The sequence below is a fragment of the Streptomyces sp. YIM 121038 genome, from assembly GCF_006088715.1.
Lineage (GTDB): Bacteria > Actinomycetota > Actinomycetes > Streptomycetales > Streptomycetaceae > Streptomyces.
In genome coordinates, this window is the sequence record NZ_CP030771.1 from 4,352,704 (window position 1) to 4,372,575 (window position 19,872).

Annotated in this window: 17 protein-coding genes; 10 read left to right on the top strand and 7 right to left on the bottom strand. The window is 72.2% G+C overall.

What is annotated here, in order from left to right:
* Positions 1-69 precede the first annotated feature (69 nt).
* The 9 genes from C9F11_RS18165 (at position 70) to C9F11_RS18200 (ending at position 8,183) form a co-directional block, all read left to right on the top strand.
* Positions 70-687, top strand: a complete 618-nt coding sequence (locus tag C9F11_RS18165) for a DUF1707 domain-containing protein (protein ID WP_212767823.1) — start codon at positions 70-72, stop codon at positions 685-687.
* A 117-nt stretch (positions 688-804) separates the two neighbouring features.
* Entirely contained in the window at positions 805-1,032 is a 228-nt protein-coding gene (locus C9F11_RS18170; protein ID WP_138960285.1) for a hypothetical protein, read from the top strand.
* A complete protein-coding gene (locus C9F11_RS18175) occupies positions 1,010-1,537 on the top strand; it encodes a DUF6879 family protein (protein ID WP_138960286.1) in 528 nt (175 codons plus the stop codon). The genes C9F11_RS18170 and C9F11_RS18175 overlap by 23 nt, the downstream gene beginning before the upstream one ends.
* Positions 1,538-1,554: 17 nt before the next feature.
* Positions 1,555-2,406: a DUF5753 domain-containing protein gene (locus C9F11_RS18180; RefSeq protein ID WP_138960287.1), complete on the top strand. Its 852-nt coding sequence runs from the start codon at positions 1,555-1,557 to the stop codon at positions 2,404-2,406.
* A 113-nt stretch (positions 2,407-2,519) separates the two neighbouring features.
* Positions 2,520-2,642, top strand: coding sequence for a hypothetical protein (locus C9F11_RS49660; protein WP_269078093.1), 123 nt, complete (start codon positions 2,520-2,522; stop codon positions 2,640-2,642).
* A gap of 82 nt (positions 2,643-2,724) precedes the next feature.
* A complete protein-coding gene (locus tag C9F11_RS18185) occupies positions 2,725-3,459 on the top strand; it encodes a hypothetical protein (RefSeq protein WP_138960288.1) in 735 nt (244 codons plus the stop codon).
* Positions 3,460-3,604: 145 nt separating this feature from the next.
* Positions 3,605-5,056, top strand: a complete 1,452-nt coding sequence (locus C9F11_RS18190) for an FG-GAP-like repeat-containing protein (RefSeq protein WP_138960289.1) — start codon at positions 3,605-3,607, stop codon at positions 5,054-5,056.
* Positions 5,057-5,124: 68 nt separating this feature from the next.
* On the top strand, positions 5,125-6,588 hold the full coding sequence (locus C9F11_RS18195; protein ID WP_138960290.1) for an FG-GAP and VCBS repeat-containing protein: 1,464 nt from the start codon (positions 5,125-5,127) through the stop codon (positions 6,586-6,588).
* Positions 6,589-6,749: 161 nt separating this feature from the next.
* A complete protein-coding gene (locus C9F11_RS18200; RefSeq protein ID WP_138960291.1) occupies positions 6,750-8,183 on the top strand; it encodes an FG-GAP-like repeat-containing protein in 1,434 nt (477 codons plus the stop codon).
* A 131-nt stretch (positions 8,184-8,314) separates the two neighbouring features.
* Here C9F11_RS18200 and C9F11_RS18205 read toward each other — a convergent pair whose 3' ends face one another.
* The gene (locus C9F11_RS18205; RefSeq protein ID WP_171075775.1) at positions 8,315-10,912 is read right to left on the bottom strand and encodes a bifunctional FO biosynthesis protein CofGH; all 2,598 of its coding nucleotides are present in this window, start codon (positions 10,910-10,912) and stop codon (positions 8,315-8,317) included.
* A gap of 224 nt (positions 10,913-11,136) precedes the next feature.
* Here C9F11_RS18205 and C9F11_RS18210 point away from each other — a divergent pair, with 224 nt between their 5' ends.
* Positions 11,137-12,654, top strand: a complete 1,518-nt coding sequence (locus C9F11_RS18210; protein ID WP_138960293.1) for a CehA/McbA family metallohydrolase — start codon at positions 11,137-11,139, stop codon at positions 12,652-12,654.
* Here C9F11_RS18210 and C9F11_RS18215 read toward each other — a convergent pair whose 3' ends face one another.
* The 6 genes from C9F11_RS18215 to C9F11_RS18245 all read right to left on the bottom strand — a co-directional run bounded on the left by C9F11_RS18215 (position 12,655) and on the right by C9F11_RS18245 (position 19,711).
* Positions 12,655-13,398, bottom strand: a complete 744-nt coding sequence (locus C9F11_RS18215) for an NAD(P)-binding domain-containing protein (protein WP_269078134.1) — start codon at positions 13,396-13,398, stop codon at positions 12,655-12,657. It lies immediately after the preceding gene.
* Between the two features lie 9 nt (positions 13,399-13,407).
* Positions 13,408-14,865 (bottom strand): aldehyde dehydrogenase family protein, encoded by a 1,458-nt coding sequence (locus tag C9F11_RS18220; RefSeq protein ID WP_138960295.1) that lies wholly within the window; start codon positions 14,863-14,865, stop codon positions 13,408-13,410.
* Positions 14,862-16,595, bottom strand: coding sequence for a D-aminoacylase (locus C9F11_RS18225; protein WP_138960296.1), 1,734 nt, complete (start codon positions 16,593-16,595; stop codon positions 14,862-14,864). The genes C9F11_RS18220 and C9F11_RS18225 overlap by 4 nt, the downstream gene beginning before the upstream one ends.
* 127 nt (positions 16,596-16,722) lie before the next feature.
* Positions 16,723-17,841 (bottom strand): LLM class flavin-dependent oxidoreductase, encoded by a 1,119-nt coding sequence (locus C9F11_RS18235; protein WP_138960297.1) that lies wholly within the window; start codon positions 17,839-17,841, stop codon positions 16,723-16,725.
* Positions 17,842-17,951: 110 nt separating this feature from the next.
* On the bottom strand, positions 17,952-18,737 hold the full coding sequence (locus C9F11_RS18240) for a glucose 1-dehydrogenase (protein ID WP_138960298.1): 786 nt from the start codon (positions 18,735-18,737) through the stop codon (positions 17,952-17,954).
* 11 nt (positions 18,738-18,748) lie between these two features.
* Positions 18,749-19,711, bottom strand: a complete 963-nt coding sequence (locus tag C9F11_RS18245; RefSeq protein WP_249401782.1) for a TIGR03619 family F420-dependent LLM class oxidoreductase — start codon at positions 19,709-19,711, stop codon at positions 18,749-18,751.
* Between the last annotated feature and the right edge of the window lie 161 nt (positions 19,712-19,872).

Below are 19,872 nucleotides of genomic sequence, written 5' to 3' on the forward strand. Positions count from 1 at the left end.
GTCAGGGTGTTCCCTGATCTTCGCCGGCGGCCGTTGCCGGGGTGTTCGGGCCGCGCGCACACTGGGGGCATGGGAGACGAGAGGACCGGAGCATCCGCCCTGGCAGCCGGGCTGCGGGTGTCGCACGAGGACCGGGACCAGGCGGTGGAGATCCTCAGGTTCGCGGCGGGCAGCGGCAGGCTGACGGTCGCGGAGCTGGACGAGCGCGTGGAGGCGGCGCTGGCGGCGAAGACGGTCGGCGACCTCCGGGACCTGACGGCGGACCTGCCGCTGGAGGGCCTGCCGCCGCAGCCGCGCGAGGTGCTCCGGATAGACCAGCGCTTCGGGGACGCCAAGCGCGCGGGGCGGTGGCGGGTGCCGCGCCGGATGGAGGTGCGGCTGATGTTCGGGGACCTGAAGCTGGACTTCACCGAGGCCGTGATCGCGCACAGCACGCTGGAGATCGAGGTGGACCTGCGCGTGGGCGGCGATCTGACGCTGGTGGTGCCGCCGGGAGTCGTCGTCGACGCGGACGGGATCACCAAGAGCCGTGGCGACATCAAGCTCCCCCCGGTCCCGGGCCCGGAGACACCGATACGCCTGCGCGTCCTGCTCTCCGGCACGTCGACCGGCGGCGACATAGTGGCCCGCCCACCCCGCCGCCTCCCCTGGCGACGCACCAGGCCCGGCACGATCACCGAGCACTGACCGGCCGCTGGGCAAAGTCAGGAATCGCGCAAGCTTCTGCAAGTATGTGCGCTGCCTGAAGAGTTGGGGGCAGGCTCGTCAACGGAGACCATCTCCGTAACCAGGCAGGAGATCGCGATGGCACTGCACATGCTTGGGAAGGACCCCGCATCCAAGGAAGGCAAGTCCGCAACGGTCTACTACGACGACGTGGCGGACCGCTATTTGATCCAAGGGCTGAAGGTGCTCGACCAGGAACGGCTGTCGAAGATGGACCTCCCGGACCACGAGACGGTCGTAGAGATCCCGACCTACATGGTGAAGTTCTTCCCGGAGGTGAGCGGTGGCGGAGGAGCCGACGTTTGAGGACCTGTTCCGGCAGGCCAAGCACTCCGCCGTGCACCTGGAGATGCGGGACGGGTACATGCGGTCCGACCTGGAGTTCGTCTCCTGGTCCCGGGACCCGCACAGCGTGCCTGCCCTCCGCGACCCGGCGTCGCGCCCCTGGTTGTCGTTGATGAGGGAGATCACGGGCCGTGGCGTGGTGGTGCGGCGTGCTCGAATCTTCTCGGAGCCAATGAGTGACTACCTCCGGTTCGAGCACCACCTGACGCCGAGCAACGCGGCAGCCGGAGAACAGGTCCGCTGGCTGCCACGGCGCAGGGCCTCGGACTTGGCGCTGCCCGGCAACGACTTCTGGCTCTTCGACGACACACTCACCGTGTTCCTGCACTTCACCGGCGAGGGCGAGCTGTCTCCCGATGGCGACGAGGAACGCACGACGGACCCTGCCGTGACCCGTCTCTGTTCCGCGGCCTTCGAGTCCGTATGGGAACGGGCCGTTCCGCACGAGGAGTACCAGCCGGTCTGAACCCGAGCTGATGCTCCATGCCGTCACTGCCCCCATCCAGCATCCAGCAGGCCCGCGCGGCTCTCGGTGGGCGTCTTCGCGACATCCGCAAGGACGCCGGCCTGACCGCGCGGGCCCTGGCGGCGGCAGCCGGATGGCATGAATCGAAGAGTTCCCGGCTTGAGAACGGCAAGACGTCGCCGTCCGACGCCGACATTCGGATCTGGACGAGCATCTGCCAGGCGGAGGAACAGACGGCGGATCTCATCGCGGCGGCGCGCGGTATCGACGGCATGTACGTCGAGTGGCGCCGCATGGAGCGAGCCGGACTCAAGCGTGTCCAGGAGTCCGTGCTCCCGCTGTACGAGCGAACCCATTGGTTTCGCTTCTACCAGTCGCAGGTCGTTCCCGGTCTGCTGCAGACCGCGGACTACACGAGGGCCGTCCTCACCACGGTCGTCGCCCTGCGCGACGCCCCCGACGACATCGAGGAAGCCGTTTCGGCCCGTATGGGGCGGCAGCATGTGCTCCGCTCCGGCGGGCGCCGGTTCGCCTTCGTGATCGAGGAGTGGGTTCTCCACTCGGTCATCGGCAGCCCGAGCACCATGGTGAAGCAACTCCGCCATCTGATCGGCTTGACGTCCGTTCCCGCGCTGAGCCTGGGTGTTGTCCCCATGGGTGTCGCACGCGGAAATGCATGGCCGTGTGAATCCTTCTCCATGTACGACGACAAGCAGGTCGCTTGCGAACTGGTTTCAGCAGAGCTGACGGTGACACAACCGAGCGAGATTGCCGAGTACGCCAGGACCTTCGCAGAGCTGTCTGGGATCGCTGTCCATGGCGCGTCTGCCAGAAGGCTCATCACAGAAGCGATCGACACCCTCGGGTGAAGCGGCGCAAGTCCGTAGAAGTTCATTGAGCGCAGACTTTCCCCCTCCGTACCTTCAACACACGCCCTGGAAATCCAATGGGTTGAAGGAATGAGTCGAGGAGGAGGAACTCAGTGACTCTCAAATCAGCATTGCTCCACCGGGTCTCCGTCCATGGTGGCGAGGGCGACGACACCGACAACACCGACATCGAAGACGGCGACGGCCAGGGCGGCGGCGGCTCGCCCGGCCATTGACCACACTCATTCAACTCAGCCCCCGGCTCCGCCCGGGGGCAACCTCCCACCACCGCTTCTCCGCCCAGGAAGGCACTGTCCAGTGCATCTGCTGTGCGTGGACTGGGATTTCTTCTTTCCCACTCCGACTGCGGGGGCAGCCCTCAGTGAGCATTCCAGGCTGTATGCATGGCCCATCGCTGAAGACGTCCACCACGTCGAGGTGATATGGCTCCAACGCATTCGCCGCTTTCACGAGGCAGGTGTCCAACTACCTCGCTGTCACGGGTACGAGGGATTCTGGAACCGCTTCACCATCGCTCCCGCCGCCCCCGTTTGGTACGCCGACTCCAACGCGTGGGCCGCCCAAGTTTTCCCTTCCGACATCGGCGGCGAAGGCTCCTGGGCCAGCGTCCACTTGTACGACGCTCACCACGACTGCGGATACCGACGCAACACCGCGACCTTCGAGGAGTGGAAACAGCGCGGACGCATCTCCGCGGAAGACTGGATGCTCGCGCACCACTGGGCGGGCTCCCGGTTGTTCGTTCACTTCCCCCCATGGCGTGAGTCCATGGCCAGGCCCACGGAAGAGCCCGTCATCCCCGTGAACATGAACATCGACGACGGGGAAGCGCCGACAGTCACCTTTGACGCGGTCTTCGTATGCCGTTCCGGTGCCTGGGTTCCGAGTTGGTGCGACCGCCAGTTCACGGAGTTCATCGAGGCTTGCCCAGCACGGCCGGTGGAGCACCCCAGGAACGTGTGGCGGCATCCGCGACACGACGTCGAGCGGATGGAGCGGCTGTCTCGGCGAACGGGTCGGTTCAGGCACTGACCAGGACGGGAGCGGACCGGCCCCGGCGGGCTGAGGCGGGGCTTCCGTTTCTCCTCGTTCAGGATCGTGCAACCCTCGCGTCACCTCGGCTGTCTCCTCTCTGTCGGTCCTTGATCAAGAAGGGCCACCAGTCACAGGAGGAACAGTGCGTCGCTCCCTCGTCGTCGCCATCGCCGCCGCCACCCTCGCCGCACCGCTGGCGATGGGCACCGGCACCGCGTCCGCCGCGCCCAAGGCGAGGGCGGCCACGGCCCCCGTCGTCGACTTCAACAAGGACGGCTACGCCGACCTCGTGCTCGGCGCCCCGCACGCGACGGTCGGCGGCAAGCAGGAAGCCGGGTACGTGGCCGTCGTGTACGGGTCCAAGAGCGGGGCGGACCGGGCCCACCGGAAGGTCATCGACAGGTCGAGCGCGGGCGTGCCCGGGGAGGTCGGCGAGTACGGGGCCTTCGGCCGGGAGCTGACCACCGCCGACCTCGACGGGGACGGGTACACGGACCTGGTCGTGGGCTCCTACTCGGGCGCCACCGTGGTGCTCTGGGGCTCCGCCGCCGGTCTCGCCGACGCGGCCGCCGAACTGCCGGGCGCGGGCGGGTCGCTGGCCACCGGCGACTTCGACGGCGACGGGCACCGCGACCTGGTGACGCAGGAGTACAAGTCCGCGCCCGAGAGCGACGACACGGGCATGACCGTCTCGTACGGGCCGTTCACGCGCGGCGGCGAGGCGGCCAGGAAGGACGCGATCGGGTTCGGCTCCTTCCGCGAGCTCGGCGACTTCGTCGCGGGCGACCTGGACGGCGACGGCGTCGACGACCTCGTCACCAGCCACGGCTTCGAGGACCGGGCGTACGGCAGCCGGTTCTGGAAGGGCTCCAAGGCCGGTCTCGGCCACACGTACAAGGGCATCAAGGCCTCCGTGGGCGGTGCCGTCGCGGACGTCGACGGCGACGGCTACGGCGACTTCGTCACCCGCGACAACGGCTCCAGCAACGAGGACAACGACACCGAGGCGGGCACCGTCCGCGTCGACTACGGCAGCAAGAACGGCCCCGCCGCCACCCGCAGCGTGAAGATCACCCAGGACAGCCCCGGCGTCCCGGGCGTCGGCGAGACGGGCGGGTACGTCGGCGACGAGTTCAACAGCGGCGACCAGTTCGGCGCCTCGATCAGCGCGGGCGACGTCAACGGCGACGGCTACGCCGACATCGCCGTCGGCGTCCCCGGCGAAGACGTCACCGCCTCTGGAAAGAACGTTCTAGACAGCGGCAACTTCGTTCTCCTCAAGGGCGCCAAGAGCGGCCTCAGCGGCACCGGCGCGCAGGCCTTCACCCAGACCACGGCGGGCGTGCCCGGCGCGTCCGAGAAGGGCGACCGCTTCGGCGCCCACGTCCTGCTGTCCGACGTCAACGGCGACAAGAAGGCCGACCTGACGGTCACCGCGCCCTGGGAGGACGGCACGTACCAGGACTCGGGCGCGGCCTGGGTGTTCAAGGGCGCCGCCACCGGCCTGACGACGGCCGGGATCGCCTCCTTCGGCCCGGCCGCGCTCGGCGCCCCGGAGAAGGAAGCCCGCCTGGGCGAGCGCCTCGCGCGCTAGTCCCCGTACCACCTCCGAAACACCACCTCGTACGCCCACCAACTCGTATGCACACCCCAGGAGATCCAGTGCGCCGCTCCCTCATCGCAGCCGTCGCGGCGGCCGCGGTCGCCGTACCGCTCACGCTCACCGCGACGGGCACCGCGTCCGCGGCACCCAGGCCCCCCAAGGCACCGGTGACGGACTTCAACAAGGACGGGTACGCCGACCTCGCGTTCAGCGCCGCGTACGGCTCCGCCGGAGGCAAGAAGGGCGCCGGGTACGTCGCCGTCGTGTACGGGTCCGAGAACGGCCCCGACCGCGCGCACCCGCGCCTCATCGACCGCACCACCCCGGGCGTCCCCGGTGACGCCCGTGAGGACGACCTGTTCGGCAGCGAACTGGTCGTCGGCGACTTCAACAAGGACGGCTACACCGACCTCGTCGCCGGCGGGCACCCCATGACCAAGGCGGTCCTCCTGTGGGGCTCCGCCACCGGTCTGACCGGCGCCTCCGGCGAAGTCGCCAACGGGGCGTACGGCAACATCACGGCCGGGGACTTCGACGGCGACGGGAACCGCGACCTGGTGAACGAGGTCTACCCGGAGCACGGCAACGACGTGGCGACCCTGACCGTCTCCTACGGCCCGTTCACGGCCCAGGGCCACCCGGCCAGGAAGAAGGCCGTGCGCGTCCCGACGGAGCCCGGCCTCCTGGACCTCGTGGCCGGGGACCTGAACGGCGACGGCGTCGACGACCTCGTCACCAACAACGGCGACGAGGACGGACCGCTCGCCAGCCGCTTCTGGAAGGGGACGAGGAACGGCCTCAGCGGCACCTCCGCCAAGGCCCTCAAGCCCTCCCGGGGAGGCGTCGTCGCGGACGTCGACGGCGACGGCTACGGCGACTTCGTCACCCGCGCGGTCAGCGGGGACGGCGAGGCCCAGTCCGACGACAAGGGCACCGTCCGCGTCGACTACGGCAGCAAGAACGGGCCCGCCGCCACCCGCAGCGTGAAGCTCACCCAGGACTCGCCGGGCGTGCCCGGCACGGGCGAGCGGGGCGGCCCCATCCCCGGCGCGGACGGCGAGTACCACCGCGGCGACCGGTTCGGCGCCTCGCTCGGCGCGGCCGACGTCAACGGCGACGGCTACGCCGACATCGCCGTCGGCATCCCCGGCAAGGACGTCACCACCGGCGGCAAGAAGGCCTACGACACGGGCGGCGTCGTCCTGCTGAAGGGCGCGCGGAGCGGCCTCAGCGGCAAGGGCGCGCAGGCCTTCACCCAGTCCACGGCAGGCGTTCCGGGCGTGTCCGAGACGGGTGACGGCTTCGGCTCGGAAGTCCTACTCTCCGACGTCGACGGCGACAAGAAGGCCGACCTGACCGGCACCGCGCCCCTGGAGGACACCACCGTGCAGGACGTGGGCGCCGCCTGGGTCCTCAAGGGCACGAAGTCCGGCCTGACGGCCACCGGCAGCACGTCCTTCGGCCCCGCCGCGCTGGGCGCCCCGGACGAGCGCTCCTACTTCGGCGCCTGGGTGGGCCGCTGACCCCGCTCCGCCCCGGCCGCCGGACGTCCGGGGCCGGGGCCCGGGCCGGGGAGTGCAACGGCCCGCCGTACGCCCCGCCTTCACCGTTGTGCAACCGTCCCTTCGCCTCGCGGGTCTCCCCCAGTGCACCCGCGCAGCCCACAGCAGCCACAGGAGGATCCGTGCGACGCTCCCTCACCGCAGCCATCACAGCCGTCGCGGCGACCGCGATAGCCGTACCGCTCGCCGTCGGCGGCACGGCGCACGCCGCCGCGCACGCCGCGCGGGCACCCCGCGTCCCCGTCACCGACTTCAACCACGACGGCTACGCCGACCTCGCGATCTCCGCGCCGTACGCCACCGTCGGCGGCAAGACGAACGCCGGGTACGTCGCCGTCGTCTACGGCTCGAAGAACGGGCCCGACCGGGCGCACCCGAAGATCGTCGACCGGGGCACGGCCGGGGTGCCGGGCGAGATCGAGAAGGACGGCACCTTCGGCACGCAGGTGACCGTCGGGGACCTGGACGGGGACGGGTTCACCGACCTCGTCGTGGGCAGCGGGTACAGCGACAAGCTGGTCACCCTGTGGGGGTCGAAGGACGGCCTCACCGGCGCCGCCCAGGAACTGCCCGCCACCTCCGCCGGATTCGCCACCGGGGACTTCGACGGCGACGGCCACCGCGACCTCGTCAGCAACGACTACCCGGACAACGACGAGGACGAGGAAGGGATGACCGTCTCGTACGGCCCCTTCACGCGCGACGGCAAGCCCCAGCGGCAGGAGGCCATCCACACCAGCCAGACGTTCGGCCCCGCCTACCTCGTCCCCGGCGACCTGAACGGCGACGGCATCGACGACCTCGTCACCGCCCACGGCTTCGAGGAGAGCGCCTACCCCAGCCGCTTCTGGAAGGGCACCAAGGACGGGCTCACCGGCACCCCCCAGAAGCTCAAGTCCTCCCTCGGCGGCGCCGTCGCGGACGTCGACGGCGACGGCTACGGCGACTTCGTCACCCGCGACAACGGCACCAGCAACGACGACAACGAAAGCGACAAGGGCACCGTCCGCGTCGACTACGGCAGCAAGAACGGGCCCGCCGCCACCCGCACCAAGAAGATCACCCAGGACTCGCCGGGCGTGCCCGGCGTCGGCGAGACCGGGGACGGGTTCGGCTCCGACATCAGCGCGGGCGACGTCAACGGCGACGGCTACGCCGACATCGCCGTCGGCGTGCCCGGCGAGGACATCGGCAGCGGCTCCGCCCGCGTCCCCGACGCCGGGTCCTTCGTCCTCCTCAAGGGCTCCCGCACCGGGCTCAGCGGCACCGGCGCCCAGGCCTTCGACCAGTCCAAGCCCGGCGTGCCCGGGGCCTCCGAGAAGCGGGACTACTTCGGGAACCGGGTGCTGCTGTCCGACGTCAACGGGGACGGTAAGGCCGACCTGACCGTCACCGCGCGCGGTGAGGACGGCGCGTACAAGGACTCCGGCGCCGCCTGGTACTTCCCCGGCGCGCGCGCCGGGGTCACCACGACCGGGCTCGTCTCCTTCGGCCCGAAGGCCCTCGGCGCCCCGGAGGCCAACGCCACGTTCGGCCAGGACGTGGGCCGCTACTGAGGCCCCCCGCGGGGGCGCCCCAGCAAACGCCGGACGGGCTACAAGTAGCCCCTCCGGCGTTTGAGGAGCGGGGTCTGGGGCGGAGCCCCAGTTTCGGGAAGGGGCGGGATCGGGGAAGCCCCCGGCAGGGCCTACACGTCCAGGACCGGCAGGAGTTCCGGGAGGTGGCCGTCCGAGGCCGTGGCGGCCTGGACGCGCTCGTCGGGGACCTCCCCGTACAGGGTGGTGCGCGGCCTCGCGGGCCGCCCCGCGGCCTCGGCGATGGCGACGAGGTCCTTCACCGAGCGGTACGAGCCGTAGCTGGAGCCCGCCATCCGGGAGATGGTCTCCTCCATCAGCGTCCCGCCGAGGTCGTTCGCGCCGGAGCGCAGCATCTCAGCGGCCCCTTCGGTACCGAGCTTCACCCAGCTGGTCTGGATGTTGGGGATGTGCGGGTGGAGCAGGAGCCGGGCCATGGCGGTCACCGCGCGGTTGTCGCGGGTGGTGGGGCCGGGGCGGGCGATGCCCGCGAGGTAGACGGGCGCGTTCGTGTGGATGAAGGGCAGCGTCACGAACTCCGTGAAGCCGCCGGTCTCCTGCTGGATCCCGGCCAGCGTGCGCAGATGGCCGAGCCAGTGCCGGGGCTGGTCGACGTGGCCGTACATCATCGTGGACGAGGAGCGCAGGCCCACCTCGTGGGCGGTCTTGATGACCTCGATCCACGTCGCCGCCGGAAGCTTGCCCTTGGTGAGGATCCAGCGGACCTCGTCGTCGAGGATCTCGGCGGCCGTACCGGGGACGGAGTCGAGGCCGGACTCCTTGGCGCGCAGGAGCCACTCGCGGATCGAAAGGCCCGTGCGGGTCGCGCCGTTGACGACCTCCATGGGGGAGAAGGCGTGCACGTGCAGGCCGGGGACGCGCTCCTTCACCGCCTGCGCGATGTCGAAGTAGGCGGTGCCGGGCAGGTCGGGGTGGATGCCGCCCTGCATGCACACCTCGACCGCGCCGACGTCCCAGGCCTGGGCCGCGCGGTCGGCGACCTGCGACAGGGACAGGGTGTAGGCGTCCGCGTCGGTGCGGCGCTGCGCGAAGGCGCAGAAGCGGCAGCCCGTGTAGCAGACGTTCGTGAAGTTGATGTTCCGCGTGACGATGTACGTGACGTCGTCGCCGACCACGGACTTGCGGACGTCGTCGGCGACGGAGCAGAGCGCGTCCAGGGCGGGGCCGTCCGCGTGCAGCAGCACGAGGGCCTCGGCGTCGGTGAGGCGCGTCGGGTCGTCGGCGGCCGTGGCGAGGGCGGAGCGGACGTCCCCGTCGAGGCGGGAGGGCACCATGCCGGGCGCGGCCTGCTCCCGCAGCGCCTCCCAGTCGCCGTACACCTCGTCGAAGTCGTCGCGCCGGTCGGCGGTGCGGCCCTCCGTGTCGATGGTGCGGTGCAGATCGGTGCGGCCGGACGAGGCCACGTACCCCTCGTCGGGCTCCTGCCAGGGCAGGCCCCGGACCGGGGCGTCCGGGTTCGCGAGGCCCGTCTCCGGGTCGGCGAGCGCGCGCACGTGCGGCATCAGGCGCGGGTCCAGCCACGGCTCGCCCCGCCGCACGAACTCGGGGTAGACGCACAGGCGCTCGCGCAGCTCGAAGCCCTCGGCCGCCGACTGCTCGGCGAGCGCCTCGATCTGCGGCCAGGGCTTTTCCGGGTTGACGTGGTCGATGGTGAGCGGCGAGACGCCGCCCCAGTCGTCGATCCCGGCGCGGATGAGCAGGGCGTACTCGCCGTCGACGAGGTTCGGCGGGGCCTGGACGCAGCCGGAGGGGCCCATGATGTGCCGGGCGACGGCGACCGTGGCGACCAGGTCGTCGATCTCGGCGTCCGGCATGCCGCGCATCGCCGTGTCCGGCTTGGCGCGGAAGTTCTGGATGATCAGCTCCTGCACGCCGTGGTACGACCGGGCCACGCGGCGCAGCGCGAACAGCGAGTCCGCGCGCTCCTCGTACGTCTCGCCGATGCCGATGAGCAGCCCGCTGGTGAAGGGCACGGAGGAGCGGCCCGCGTCCTCCAGGACGCGCAGCCGGACGGCCGGTTCCTTGTCGGGCGAGCCGTGGTGCGGGCCGCCCGGCTCCGACCACAGCCGCTCGGCGGTGGTCTCCAGCATCATGCCCATGGAGGGCGCGACCGGCTTGAGCCGCTGGAAGTCGGTCCACGACATCACCCCGGGGTTGAGGTGGGGCAGCAGGCCCGTCTCCTCCAGGATGCGGATCGATATGGCCCGCACGTAGGCGATCGTGTCGTCGTAGCCGTGCGCGTCCAGCCACTCGCGGGCCTCGGGCCAGCGGTCCTCGGGCTTGTCGCCGAGGGTGATGAGGGCTTCCTTGCAGCCGAGCGCGGCGCCCTTGCGGGCGATGTCCAGAACCTCGTCCGGGGACATGAACATCCCGTGCCCGGCCCGGCGCAGCTTGCCCGGCACGGTGACGAACGTGCAGTAGTGGCACTTGTCCCGGCACAGCCGGGTGAGCGGGACGAACACGCTCTTCGAGTACGTGATGACCCCCGGGCGCCCCGCCGCCTCCAGGCCCGCGTCCCGCACCCGGGCCGCCGAGGCCGCCAGGTCCTCCAGGTCGTCGCCGCGCGCCTGGAGCAGCACGGCGGCCTCCGCCGCGTCCAGCGCGACCCCGTCCCTGGCCCGCCGCAGGGCCCGCCGCATGGCGTTGGCTGTGGGACGTCCGTCCTCGGGGGGCTGTGCGCTGTTGGTCATGTCCTTGAGCATACGAGCGACAACACGCGACACCCACAGACACTTCCGCCAGGTCGGGGCCGCCTCCCGGGCTCCGGGACGGCCGCCCCGGAGCGGCCCCCTCGTCCTCCGCCGGAAACCTGTCGATCCCCTTCCCTTACAAGGGAGTTCACGGCTCAATACCAGAGTTGCAGGCACCACTCACGTGTCGTCGTCACCGTCGTCACCGACTCCGGGGAGCATCCATGTGCCAGGACGAAGGCCACCTGAACAGACGGGCGCTGCTCGTGACGGGCGCGGCCACGGCCCTTACGTTGGGAACCGTGAGCTTCACGGACGACGCGGAGGCCGCCGAGCGGCGCTCCGGCAAGGAGACGAAGACCGTCAGGGGCACGCTGCCCACCGGCGCCCCGGACTTCGTCTACCTCCCGGTGGACGTGCCGCGCGGCGTGCGGGAGATCCACGTCTCCTACACCTACGAGAAGCCGCCCGTCCCCGCGGGCACCGCCGGCAACGCCCTGGACATCGGCATCTTCGACGAGCGCGGCACGGACCTCGGCGGCAAGGGCTTCCGCGGCTGGTCGGGCGGCGCCCGCACGGAGTTCTTCCTGCGCGCCGACGACGCGACCCCCGGCTATCTGCCGGGCCCGGTGCGCGCGGGCCGCTGGCACATCGCGCTCGGCCCGTACACGGTGGCCCCGCAGGGCCTGCCGTACGAGGTGACCATCACCCTCACCTACGGCGCGCCCGGCACCACCCCGAAGCCGTCGTACCCGCCGGAGCGGGCGAAGGGCCGGGGGCGTGCCTGGTACCGGGGCGACTGCCATCTGCACACCTGGTACTCCGACGGGCGCCGCACCCCCGCCGAGATCGGGGCGCTCGCCCGCGCGGCGGGCCTGGACTTCATCAACACCTCCGACCACAACACGCAGTCGTCGCACGCCCACTGGTCCGACGTCGCCGGTGACGACCTGCTCGTCCTGCTCGGCGAGGAGATCACCACCCGCAACGGCCACGTCCTCGCGATCGGCACCGAGCCCGGCACCTTCGTCGACTGGCGCTACCGGGCCCGCGACAACCGCTTCGGCCACTACGCCCGCGCCGTGCGCCGCTCCGGCGGCCTCGTGGTGCCCGCCCACCCGCACGCCACCTGCGTCGGCTGCAACTGGAAGTTCGGCTTCGGCGAGGCCGACGCGGTCGAGGTGTGGAACGGCGCCTACTCCCCCGAGGACGAGGTCGCCCTCTCCGAGTGGGACAACGCCCTGGTGGCGGCCGCGCGCGGCGGGCGCCGCTGGACGCCCGCGATGGGCAACAGCGACGCCCACCGCGACCCGGACCCGGTGGGCCGCCCGCAGACCGTCGTCCTCGCCGACGACCTGACCCGCGAGGCCGTCCAGGAGGGCATCCGCGCGGGCCGCTCCTACATCGCCGAGGCCAAGGAGGTCGAGCTGACCTTCTCCGCGGCCGGCGGCAAGGGCCGCCACGCGGGCATCGGCGAGCGCCTGCGCGTGGACGCCGACGACCCGGTGACGGTGCGCCTGGACGTCAAGGGCGCCCCCGGCTGCGTCATCCGCTTCGTCACCGACCAGGGCGTCCTGTTCACCGGCCCGCCCATCGACGACACGGGCACCGGCTCGGCCGAGTGGCGCACCACGGCCTCCTACGCCGCCTACGTGCGCGCCGAGGTCCGCAAGCCCCAGCTGACCCCGCCCCTGCCGGGCCCCATGCGGGCCCTCACCAACCCGATCTTCCTGGGCCGCTGATCACCGCCCGGCCGGGGGCACCACGCGGACGTTGAACGTGTGGGTGCCGAGGGCTCCCGCGAGGGCCACGAAGAGGTGCGCGAAGTGTTCCTGGCCCCGGGCGGTGTCGATGCCGCCCAGGTCCAGGTGGGAGGCGGGAGGCCAGCCGAGGTCGGTGAGGAGGCCGGCGGTGACGGCCTTGGCGGCGGGGTCGTCGCCGGAGAGGAACACCGTGCTCTCCCCGGCCAGGGCGTCCGGCGCGACCATGGCGGCGGAGTCCATCGTGGAGAGGGTCTTGACGACGCGGGCGGCCGGGAAGGCCCGCTGCATCTCCTCACCGAGGGACCGCTCGGGATGGGTGAGGACGAAGCCGTGGGGTTCGACGGTGAATCCCACGGCGACGTCGATCAGCACCTTGCCGTCGAGGACGTCGGCGCAGGACGCGCGCAGCAGGGCCACGGAGTCCGCGCCCGGCGTCGCGTTCACGACGACCTCCGCCCCGGCCGCCGCCGCCCGCACGCCGGCGAGCGGCAGGCCGAGCTGTGCGCCGGTCTCCTTCCTGGCCCCGGGGTCGCGCGAGCCGAGCACCACGTCGTGTCCGGCGGCGGCCCACGCCGTGGCGAGGGCGCGGCCGACGTTCCCGGTTCCGATCACTCCGATTCTCATGCCCGGGACGCTAGTTCGGGCAGTACGCGGCGCGTATCCGTCCGGAGGACCAGGCCGGGACCAGGCCGGGCCTAGTCCCCCGGTCCCGTACGGCCCGATCCCGCGCGGTCAGCCCGACCAGACCACGGACTGCGTCTCGCTGTACGCGGCGAGCGCGTACGAGCCGCAGTCGCGGCCCACGCCACTGGCCTTGAAGCCGCCGAAGGGGGCCTCCATGTTGCGGGCGATGGTGTTCACGCCGACGCCGCCCGCGCGCAGGCGCCGCGCGACGCGGAAGGCGCGGGCCACGTCCGCCGACCAGACGTAGGAGAGCAGGCCGTAGTCGCTGTCGTCGGCCAGCGCCACCGCGGTGTCCTCGTCGCCGTCGAAGGGGACGACCACGACGACAGGACCGAAGATCTCCTCGCGGACCACGCGCATGTCGGGGGTGCAGTCGGCCAGGAGCGCGGGCGCGACGTAGAAGCCGGGGCCCGGGGGCCGGGTGCCGCCCGTGAGCAGCCGCGCGCCCTCCTTGCGGCCGAGCTCCACGTACGCCTCGACGCGGTCCCGGTGCGCCGCCGAGATGACCGGGCCCACCACCGTGCCCTTCGCCCGCGGGTCGCCGACCTTCAGATACGAGGCGTAGGCGGTCAGCTTCTCCAGGAGGGGCGCGCAGACCTCGCGCTGGACGATCACCCGGGTCGGCGCCGTGCAGATCTGGCCGCTGTAGAAGGAGAACGTGGTGCCGATCCCGGCCACCGCCGCGTCCAGGTCCGCGTCCGCGAAGACGACCGCGGCGCCCTTGCCGCCCAGCTCCATCAGCTGCCGCTTCAGGCCGCGGCCGCACACCTCGCCGATGCGCCGCCCGACGGCCGTGGAGCCGGTGAAGCTCACCATGTCGACCTCGGCGGCCGCCACGGCGGCCTCGCCGACCGCGGTGGAGGTGCCGCCGACGACGTTCACCACGCCGGGCGGCGCCCCCGCCTCGGCCAGGGCCGCGGCCATCCGGTGGACGGACAGGGGGTCCTGGGGGGCCGGTTTCACGACGACGGTGTTGCCCATCGCCAGGGCCGGGGCGACCTTGCCCACCGCGTTGGCCCAGGGGTTGTTGTACGAGGTGACGCAGGTGACGACGCCGACCGGCCCGCGGACCGCCACGGCGCCGACGACGGCCGCGCGGCCCAGCGGCCCGGCCTCGTTGACCTGCGGCGGCAGGGCCGTCTCGACGGGTTCGAGGGCGCCCTTCGCATAGCGCCGGAAGCGCGCCGCGGCCACCGCGACCTGCATGCCGCGCGCGGTCGCCGTGGTCGCGCCGGTCTCGGCCTGGGCGAGGGCGGCGAGCGCGTCGAAGTCCCGCTCGATGATCCCGGCGGCCCGGTCGAGGACGGCCGCGCGCTCCTCGGGCGCCGTGCGCGACCACGGGCCGAAGGCCGCCCGCGCGGCCGCCGCGGCCTGCCGCGCCTGCGCGGGGCTCGCCTCGGGCGCGCGGCCCACGACCTCCTCGCTGGCCGGGTCGATCACCTCGTAGTGGCCGCCGTCGGGCTCGACCGGCTCGCCGCCGATGAACAGGCTCTCGGTGAAGGTCACTTGGTGGCCACCGTCCGTGTGTCCCGGCCCGACCGGAGGACCCGGCCCGGCACCGCGCCCGTCACCACGTCGTCCCGGATCGCCTCGACGCCGTTGACCCACACGGCCCGCACCCCGAGCGCCTTGGAGTCCAGGCGCGGGCTGTCCCCCGGCAGGTCGTGCACGAGCGTCGCGGGGCCCGCGGCGACGGTCTCCGGGTCGAAGAGGACGAGGTCCGCGTGGTAGCCCTCGGCGACGCGGCCGCGCCCGCGCAGGCCGAACAGGCGCGCCGGGTCGTCCGTGAGCATCCGCACCGCCCGCTCCAGGCCGACCAGCTTGCGGCCGCGCAGGCAGTCGCCGAGGAACCGCGTCGTGTACGGCGCCCCGCACATGCGGTCCAGGTGCGCGCCCGCGTCGGAGCCGCCGAGCAGGACGTCCTCGTGCTCCCAGGTCTCGGCGCGCAGGGCCCACGACGCCGGGTCGTTGTCGGTCGGCATGGGCCACAGGACGGTCCGCAGCCGGTCGTCGGCGCAGATGTCGACCAGGCAGGCGAAGGGCTCCTGGCCGCGCTCGGCCGCGATGTCGCCGACGACCCGGCCCGCGAGCCCGGCGTTGGCCTCGGAGTACGTGTCCCCGATGACGTACCGGTCGAAGTGCGCGAGCCGCCGGAAGACGCCCGCCTCCTCGCTGGTGGCCCGGCGCAGCAGCTCCGCGCGCACGTCCGGGTCCCGGAGCCGCGCGATGCGCTCGGGGACCGGAAGGCCGAGCACGTCGCCCCACCCCGGGATGAGGTTCAGGGCGCAGAACGTGCCGAGGGACATGTTCATCGGCGTGAGGATCGGCATGGTCAGGGCGACGATCCGGCCGCCCTCCTTCCGGGCCCGTTCGCTGGGCACGAGCTGGCGCGGCACGCGGTCGGGCACGGCCGCGTCGATGGTGAGCACGTTCCAGTTCAGGGGGCGCCCGGCGGCCGCGCTCAGCTCCACGAGCAGGTCGGCCTCCGCGTCGCTGAACCGGTCGAGGCACCCGGAGACGATCGCCTCCAGCTGGGTGCCCTCGTGTTCGCCGACCGCCCGCGCGAGCGCGAGCAGCTCCCGCGGCCGCGCGTGCCGGGACGCCACCGGCGCCCCGTCGCCGTCCGAGTGCGTGGACGACTGCGTCGTGGACAGGCCCCAGGCGCCCGCCGCCATCGCCTCGTGCAGCAGCGCGACCATCCGCTCCAGCTGCCCGGCGGACGGCTGCCCCCCGACGGCGTCGGGCCCCATCACGTACCGCCGCAGCGCGCAGTGCCCCACCATGAACCCGGCGTTGACGGCGATCCGCCCCTCAAGGGCGTCGAGGTACTCCCCGAAGGACCGCCACGACCAGGGCGCCCCCTCTTCGAGCGCCACCAGCGACATGCCCTCGACCTTGGACATCATCCGGCGCGTGTAGTCGGCGTCCTCGGGCCGCCCCGGATGCAGCGGCGCCAGCGTGAACCCGCAGTTCCCGCCCACCACGGTCGTCACCCCGTGGTTCAACGACGGCGTCGCGTACGGATCCCAGAACAGCTGCGCGTCGTAGTGCGTGTGCGGATCCACGAACCCGGGCGCGAGCACGAGGCCGTGAGCGTCTTCGCTGCTACGGCTGTCGTCGGTGACCCCCGCGGCGACGACGGCGACCCGCCCGTCCTTGATGCCCACATCGGCCACGCGGGCAGCGGCACCGGTCCCGTCGACGACGGTGGCCCCCGTGATGAGGTGGTCAAGCATGCGAGACGGCCTCCCATATCCAGCCCGTCCGGCGTTTGAGGACGAGCCGCGAAGCGGCGAAAAGAGGGGGCACGGGGGCGAAGCCCCCGGATCGGGAAGGGGCGGGCCTGGGGCGCACCCGCGAGGCCTAAGCCCCCGCACGGAACCGGCTCGTGCGATGCACGGGATCCGTATCGATCTTGGGAATCACATGCTCCCCGATCAGCCGGATCGTCCGCAGCGTGTCCTCCGCCGAGATCCCCACGGGCAGCCCGAAGGACAGCTGGTCGGCCCCGGCCTGCTCCCACCGCTTGCACTGGCGGAGGACCTCGTCCGGATCGCCGCAGATCATCAGCTCCTCGGCGATGAGCAGCTCGACGATCTCCTCGGTGTAGGGGGGCAGGACCTCGGGCCACCGGGGGATGCCCTCGGGCCGGGGGAAGGTGTCGTGGTAGCGGAAGACCAGGGACTGGAGGTAGTTGAGCTCGCTGTGCACCGCCGTGCGCACGGCCTCCTCGTGCGTGGGCGCGCAGATCGCCGTGGACGTCACCATCACGTTGTCGTTGACGAAGCCGCCGACGGGGTCGGCGTCCCGGATCGCGGTCTTGTACTGCTCGAGGACCCACTCCATGTCGGAGACCTTCTGCACGCTGAAGCCGAGCACGCCGAGCCCCTTCCGCGCCGCCATCGCGTACGACGGCGGGGACCCGGCGGCGTACCACATGGCGGGGTGGGAGGACCCGTACGGCTTGGGGAACACCTTGCGCGGCGGCAGCGACCAGTGCTTGCCGCGGAACCCCTCGTACTCCTCCTGGAGCCACATCTTGGGGAACTCGGCGATGGTCTCTTCCCAGATCTCCTTGGTGTGGTTCATGTCGGTGATGCCCGGCAGGAAGCCGAGGATCTCGTGCGACCCGGCGCCGCGCCCGCTGCCGAACTCGAACCGGCCCTCGCTGAGGTGGTCGAGCATGGCCACCTTCTCGGCGACCTTCACCGGGTGGTTGACCTGGGCGAGGGGGTTGAAGATGCCGGAGCCGAGGTGGATGCGCTCGGTGGCGTGCGCCAGATAGCCGAGGAAGACGTCGTTGGCCGAGAGGTGCGAGTACTCCTCCAGGAAGTGGTGCTCGGAGGCCCACGCGTACTTGAAACCCGCCTTGTCCGCCGCGATGACGTACTCGGTCTCCTCCATCAGCGCCTTGTGCTCGGCCAGCGGGTCGGTCTGCGCCCGCTTGCCGACGTATCCCTGTACGAAGAGCCCGAATTCCAAGGCGGTTCACCGTCCTCTACGTTTCTGACGCACCGTCAGATCGAGTGCCTCGACTGTTCCACCGGGCGCCGGGAGCGTCAAGAGAGGTGTCCAGCCGAACTGACGACCCGTCAGAAGACGTTGACCCCGGCCAGCCAGCCGCCGTCGATCACGAACGGCTGCCCGGTGATGTACGCCGAGTCCTCCTCGGCGGTCAGGAACAGCGCGAGCCGCGCCACCTCGTGCGCCTTGCCGACCCGGCCGAGCGGCACGTACCTGCGGTACAGCGCGTCGAGCCCCCGGGCCGCCTGCTCCGCGTCCGCCCCCGGATCCAGCTGGGCGGGGTTGCTCATGGGGGTGTCGATGGCGCCGGGGCAGATGGCGTTCACGCGGATGCCCCGGGCCGCGAGCTCCAGCGCGGCGACGCGCGTCAGACCGACGATCGCGTGCTTGGTCGCGCTGTACGCCCCGATGTACGCCATGCCCGTGAGCCCCGCGTACGAGGCGGTGTTCACGATCGTGCCGCCGCCCGCCTCGCCGATGCGCGGGGCCACGGACCTGATGCCGAGGAACACGCCGGTCTGGTTGACCTGGACGACGCGCTGGTACTCCTCCAGAGGCGTGTTGACCAGCTCGTTGAAGCGCAGGATGCCCGCGTTGTTCACGAGCCCGTCGACCTTGCCGAAGGCGTCCTCGGTCGCCTCGACCGCGGCCCGCCAGTCGTCCTCGCTCCCCACGTCCAGGCGGACGTAGCGGGCCGCGTCCCCCAGCTCCTTGGCCAGCGCCTCCCCCTGCTCGTCCAGGACGTCCCCGATGACGACCCGCGCCCCCTCGGCGACGAAGAGCCGCGCCTCCTGCTCCCCCTGGCCGCGCGCCCCGCCGGTGACGATGACCACGCGTCCGTCGAGCTTGCCCATCCCGGTTCCCTTCAGCCGAGCAGCGGCGCGACCTGTGCGCCGAACGCCGCCATCTGGTCGGTGAGTTCGCTGCGGCTCCGGCTGCGGAACCGCACCTGGATCTGGTGCACGCCCATCGCCGCGTACGCGCGCAGCGAGTCGGCGAGGGCCTCCGGCTTGCCGGTGAGGGTGCGCCGCCCGACCGGCCAGGAGGGATCGCCCACGTACAGGGGCTCGGTGAGGGCGCCGACCGTGATCGGCTCCGTGATCCCGGCCCGCTCGCGCAGCCGCAGCAGCTCCCCGATCCGGGCGGGCATCCGGTCGCGCGGATCGCCCTGCGGCAGCCAGCCGTCGCCGCGCGTCGCGGCGCGGCGCACGGCGGCGGGCGAGGAGCCGCCGACCCAGACCGGCACCCGCTCCCGGGCGGGCCGCGGCCGCTGCCCGAGGTCCGCGAAGTCGAAGGCGGGGCCGTGGTGCTCGGGGTACTCGGCCGGGCCGAGCGCGGCCCGCAGCGCGTCCACCGTCTCGTCGAGCAGCGCACCCCGGCGCGCGAAGTCCACGCCGAGCGCGGCGAACTCCTCCGGCACGTGGCCCGCGCCGACGCCGAGGATCAGCCGGCCGCCGCTGAGGTGGTCGAGGGTCGCGTACTGCTTGGCGGTGAGCAGCGGATGGCGCAGGGCCACCACGGCGACGTGGCTGAGCAGGTGCACGCGCTCGGTGACCGCCGCGAGGTGGGCGAGCGTGGCCACGGGGTCGTACCAGGTCGTGCCCATCGCGTCGGCGAGCCGCCGCGGGATCGCCACGTGGTCGCAGCACGCCACGTACGCGAACCCCGCGCCGTCGGCCGCGCGCGCCACCGCCACCAGGTCGGCCGCGCCCGCGCCCGCCTCCCAGGGCTCGGCGAAGAGCACGCTGCGGGCCTGCACGGGCAGTTGCATGCCGTAGGCGAGACGCCCCGGAGGAAAGACGTCCGCCAGGTCGGGCACCGGCGCCATAGGAACTCCATCCCTCGCCCTGATGCGCGCCCGCCGGGTCCGGCGGACGGCCCGTCGCGCACGTCGACGCAGCACGCCGCCGACGTACCGCACTGCCGACGGCCCGCGTCGGCGACGAACCACATCGTCGTACCTGACGACCCATCAGACAAGGGTCACGG

Coding starts and splice junctions, on each gene's coding strand:
- C9F11_RS18165 (WP_212767823.1), top strand. CDS start 70: ATGGGAGACGAGAGGACCGGAGCATCCGCCCTGGCAGCCGGGCTGCGG.
- C9F11_RS18170 (WP_138960285.1), top strand. CDS start 805: ATGGCACTGCACATGCTTGGGAAGGACCCCGCATCCAAGGAAGGCAAG.
- C9F11_RS18180 (WP_138960287.1), top strand. CDS start 1,555: ATGCCGTCACTGCCCCCATCCAGCATCCAGCAGGCCCGCGCGGCTCTC.
- C9F11_RS18205 (WP_171075775.1), bottom strand. CDS start 10,912: ATGACCAACAGCGCACAGCCCCCCGAGGACGGACGTCCCACAGCCAAC.
- C9F11_RS18210 (WP_138960293.1), top strand. CDS start 11,137: ATGTGCCAGGACGAAGGCCACCTGAACAGACGGGCGCTGCTCGTGACG.
- C9F11_RS18225 (WP_138960296.1), bottom strand. CDS start 16,595: ATGCTTGACCACCTCATCACGGGGGCCACCGTCGTCGACGGGACCGGT.
- C9F11_RS18240 (WP_138960298.1), bottom strand. CDS start 18,737: ATGGGCAAGCTCGACGGACGCGTGGTCATCGTCACCGGCGGGGCGCGC.
- C9F11_RS18245 (WP_249401782.1), bottom strand. CDS start 19,711: ATGGCGCCGGTGCCCGACCTGGCGGACGTCTTTCCTCCGGGGCGTCTC.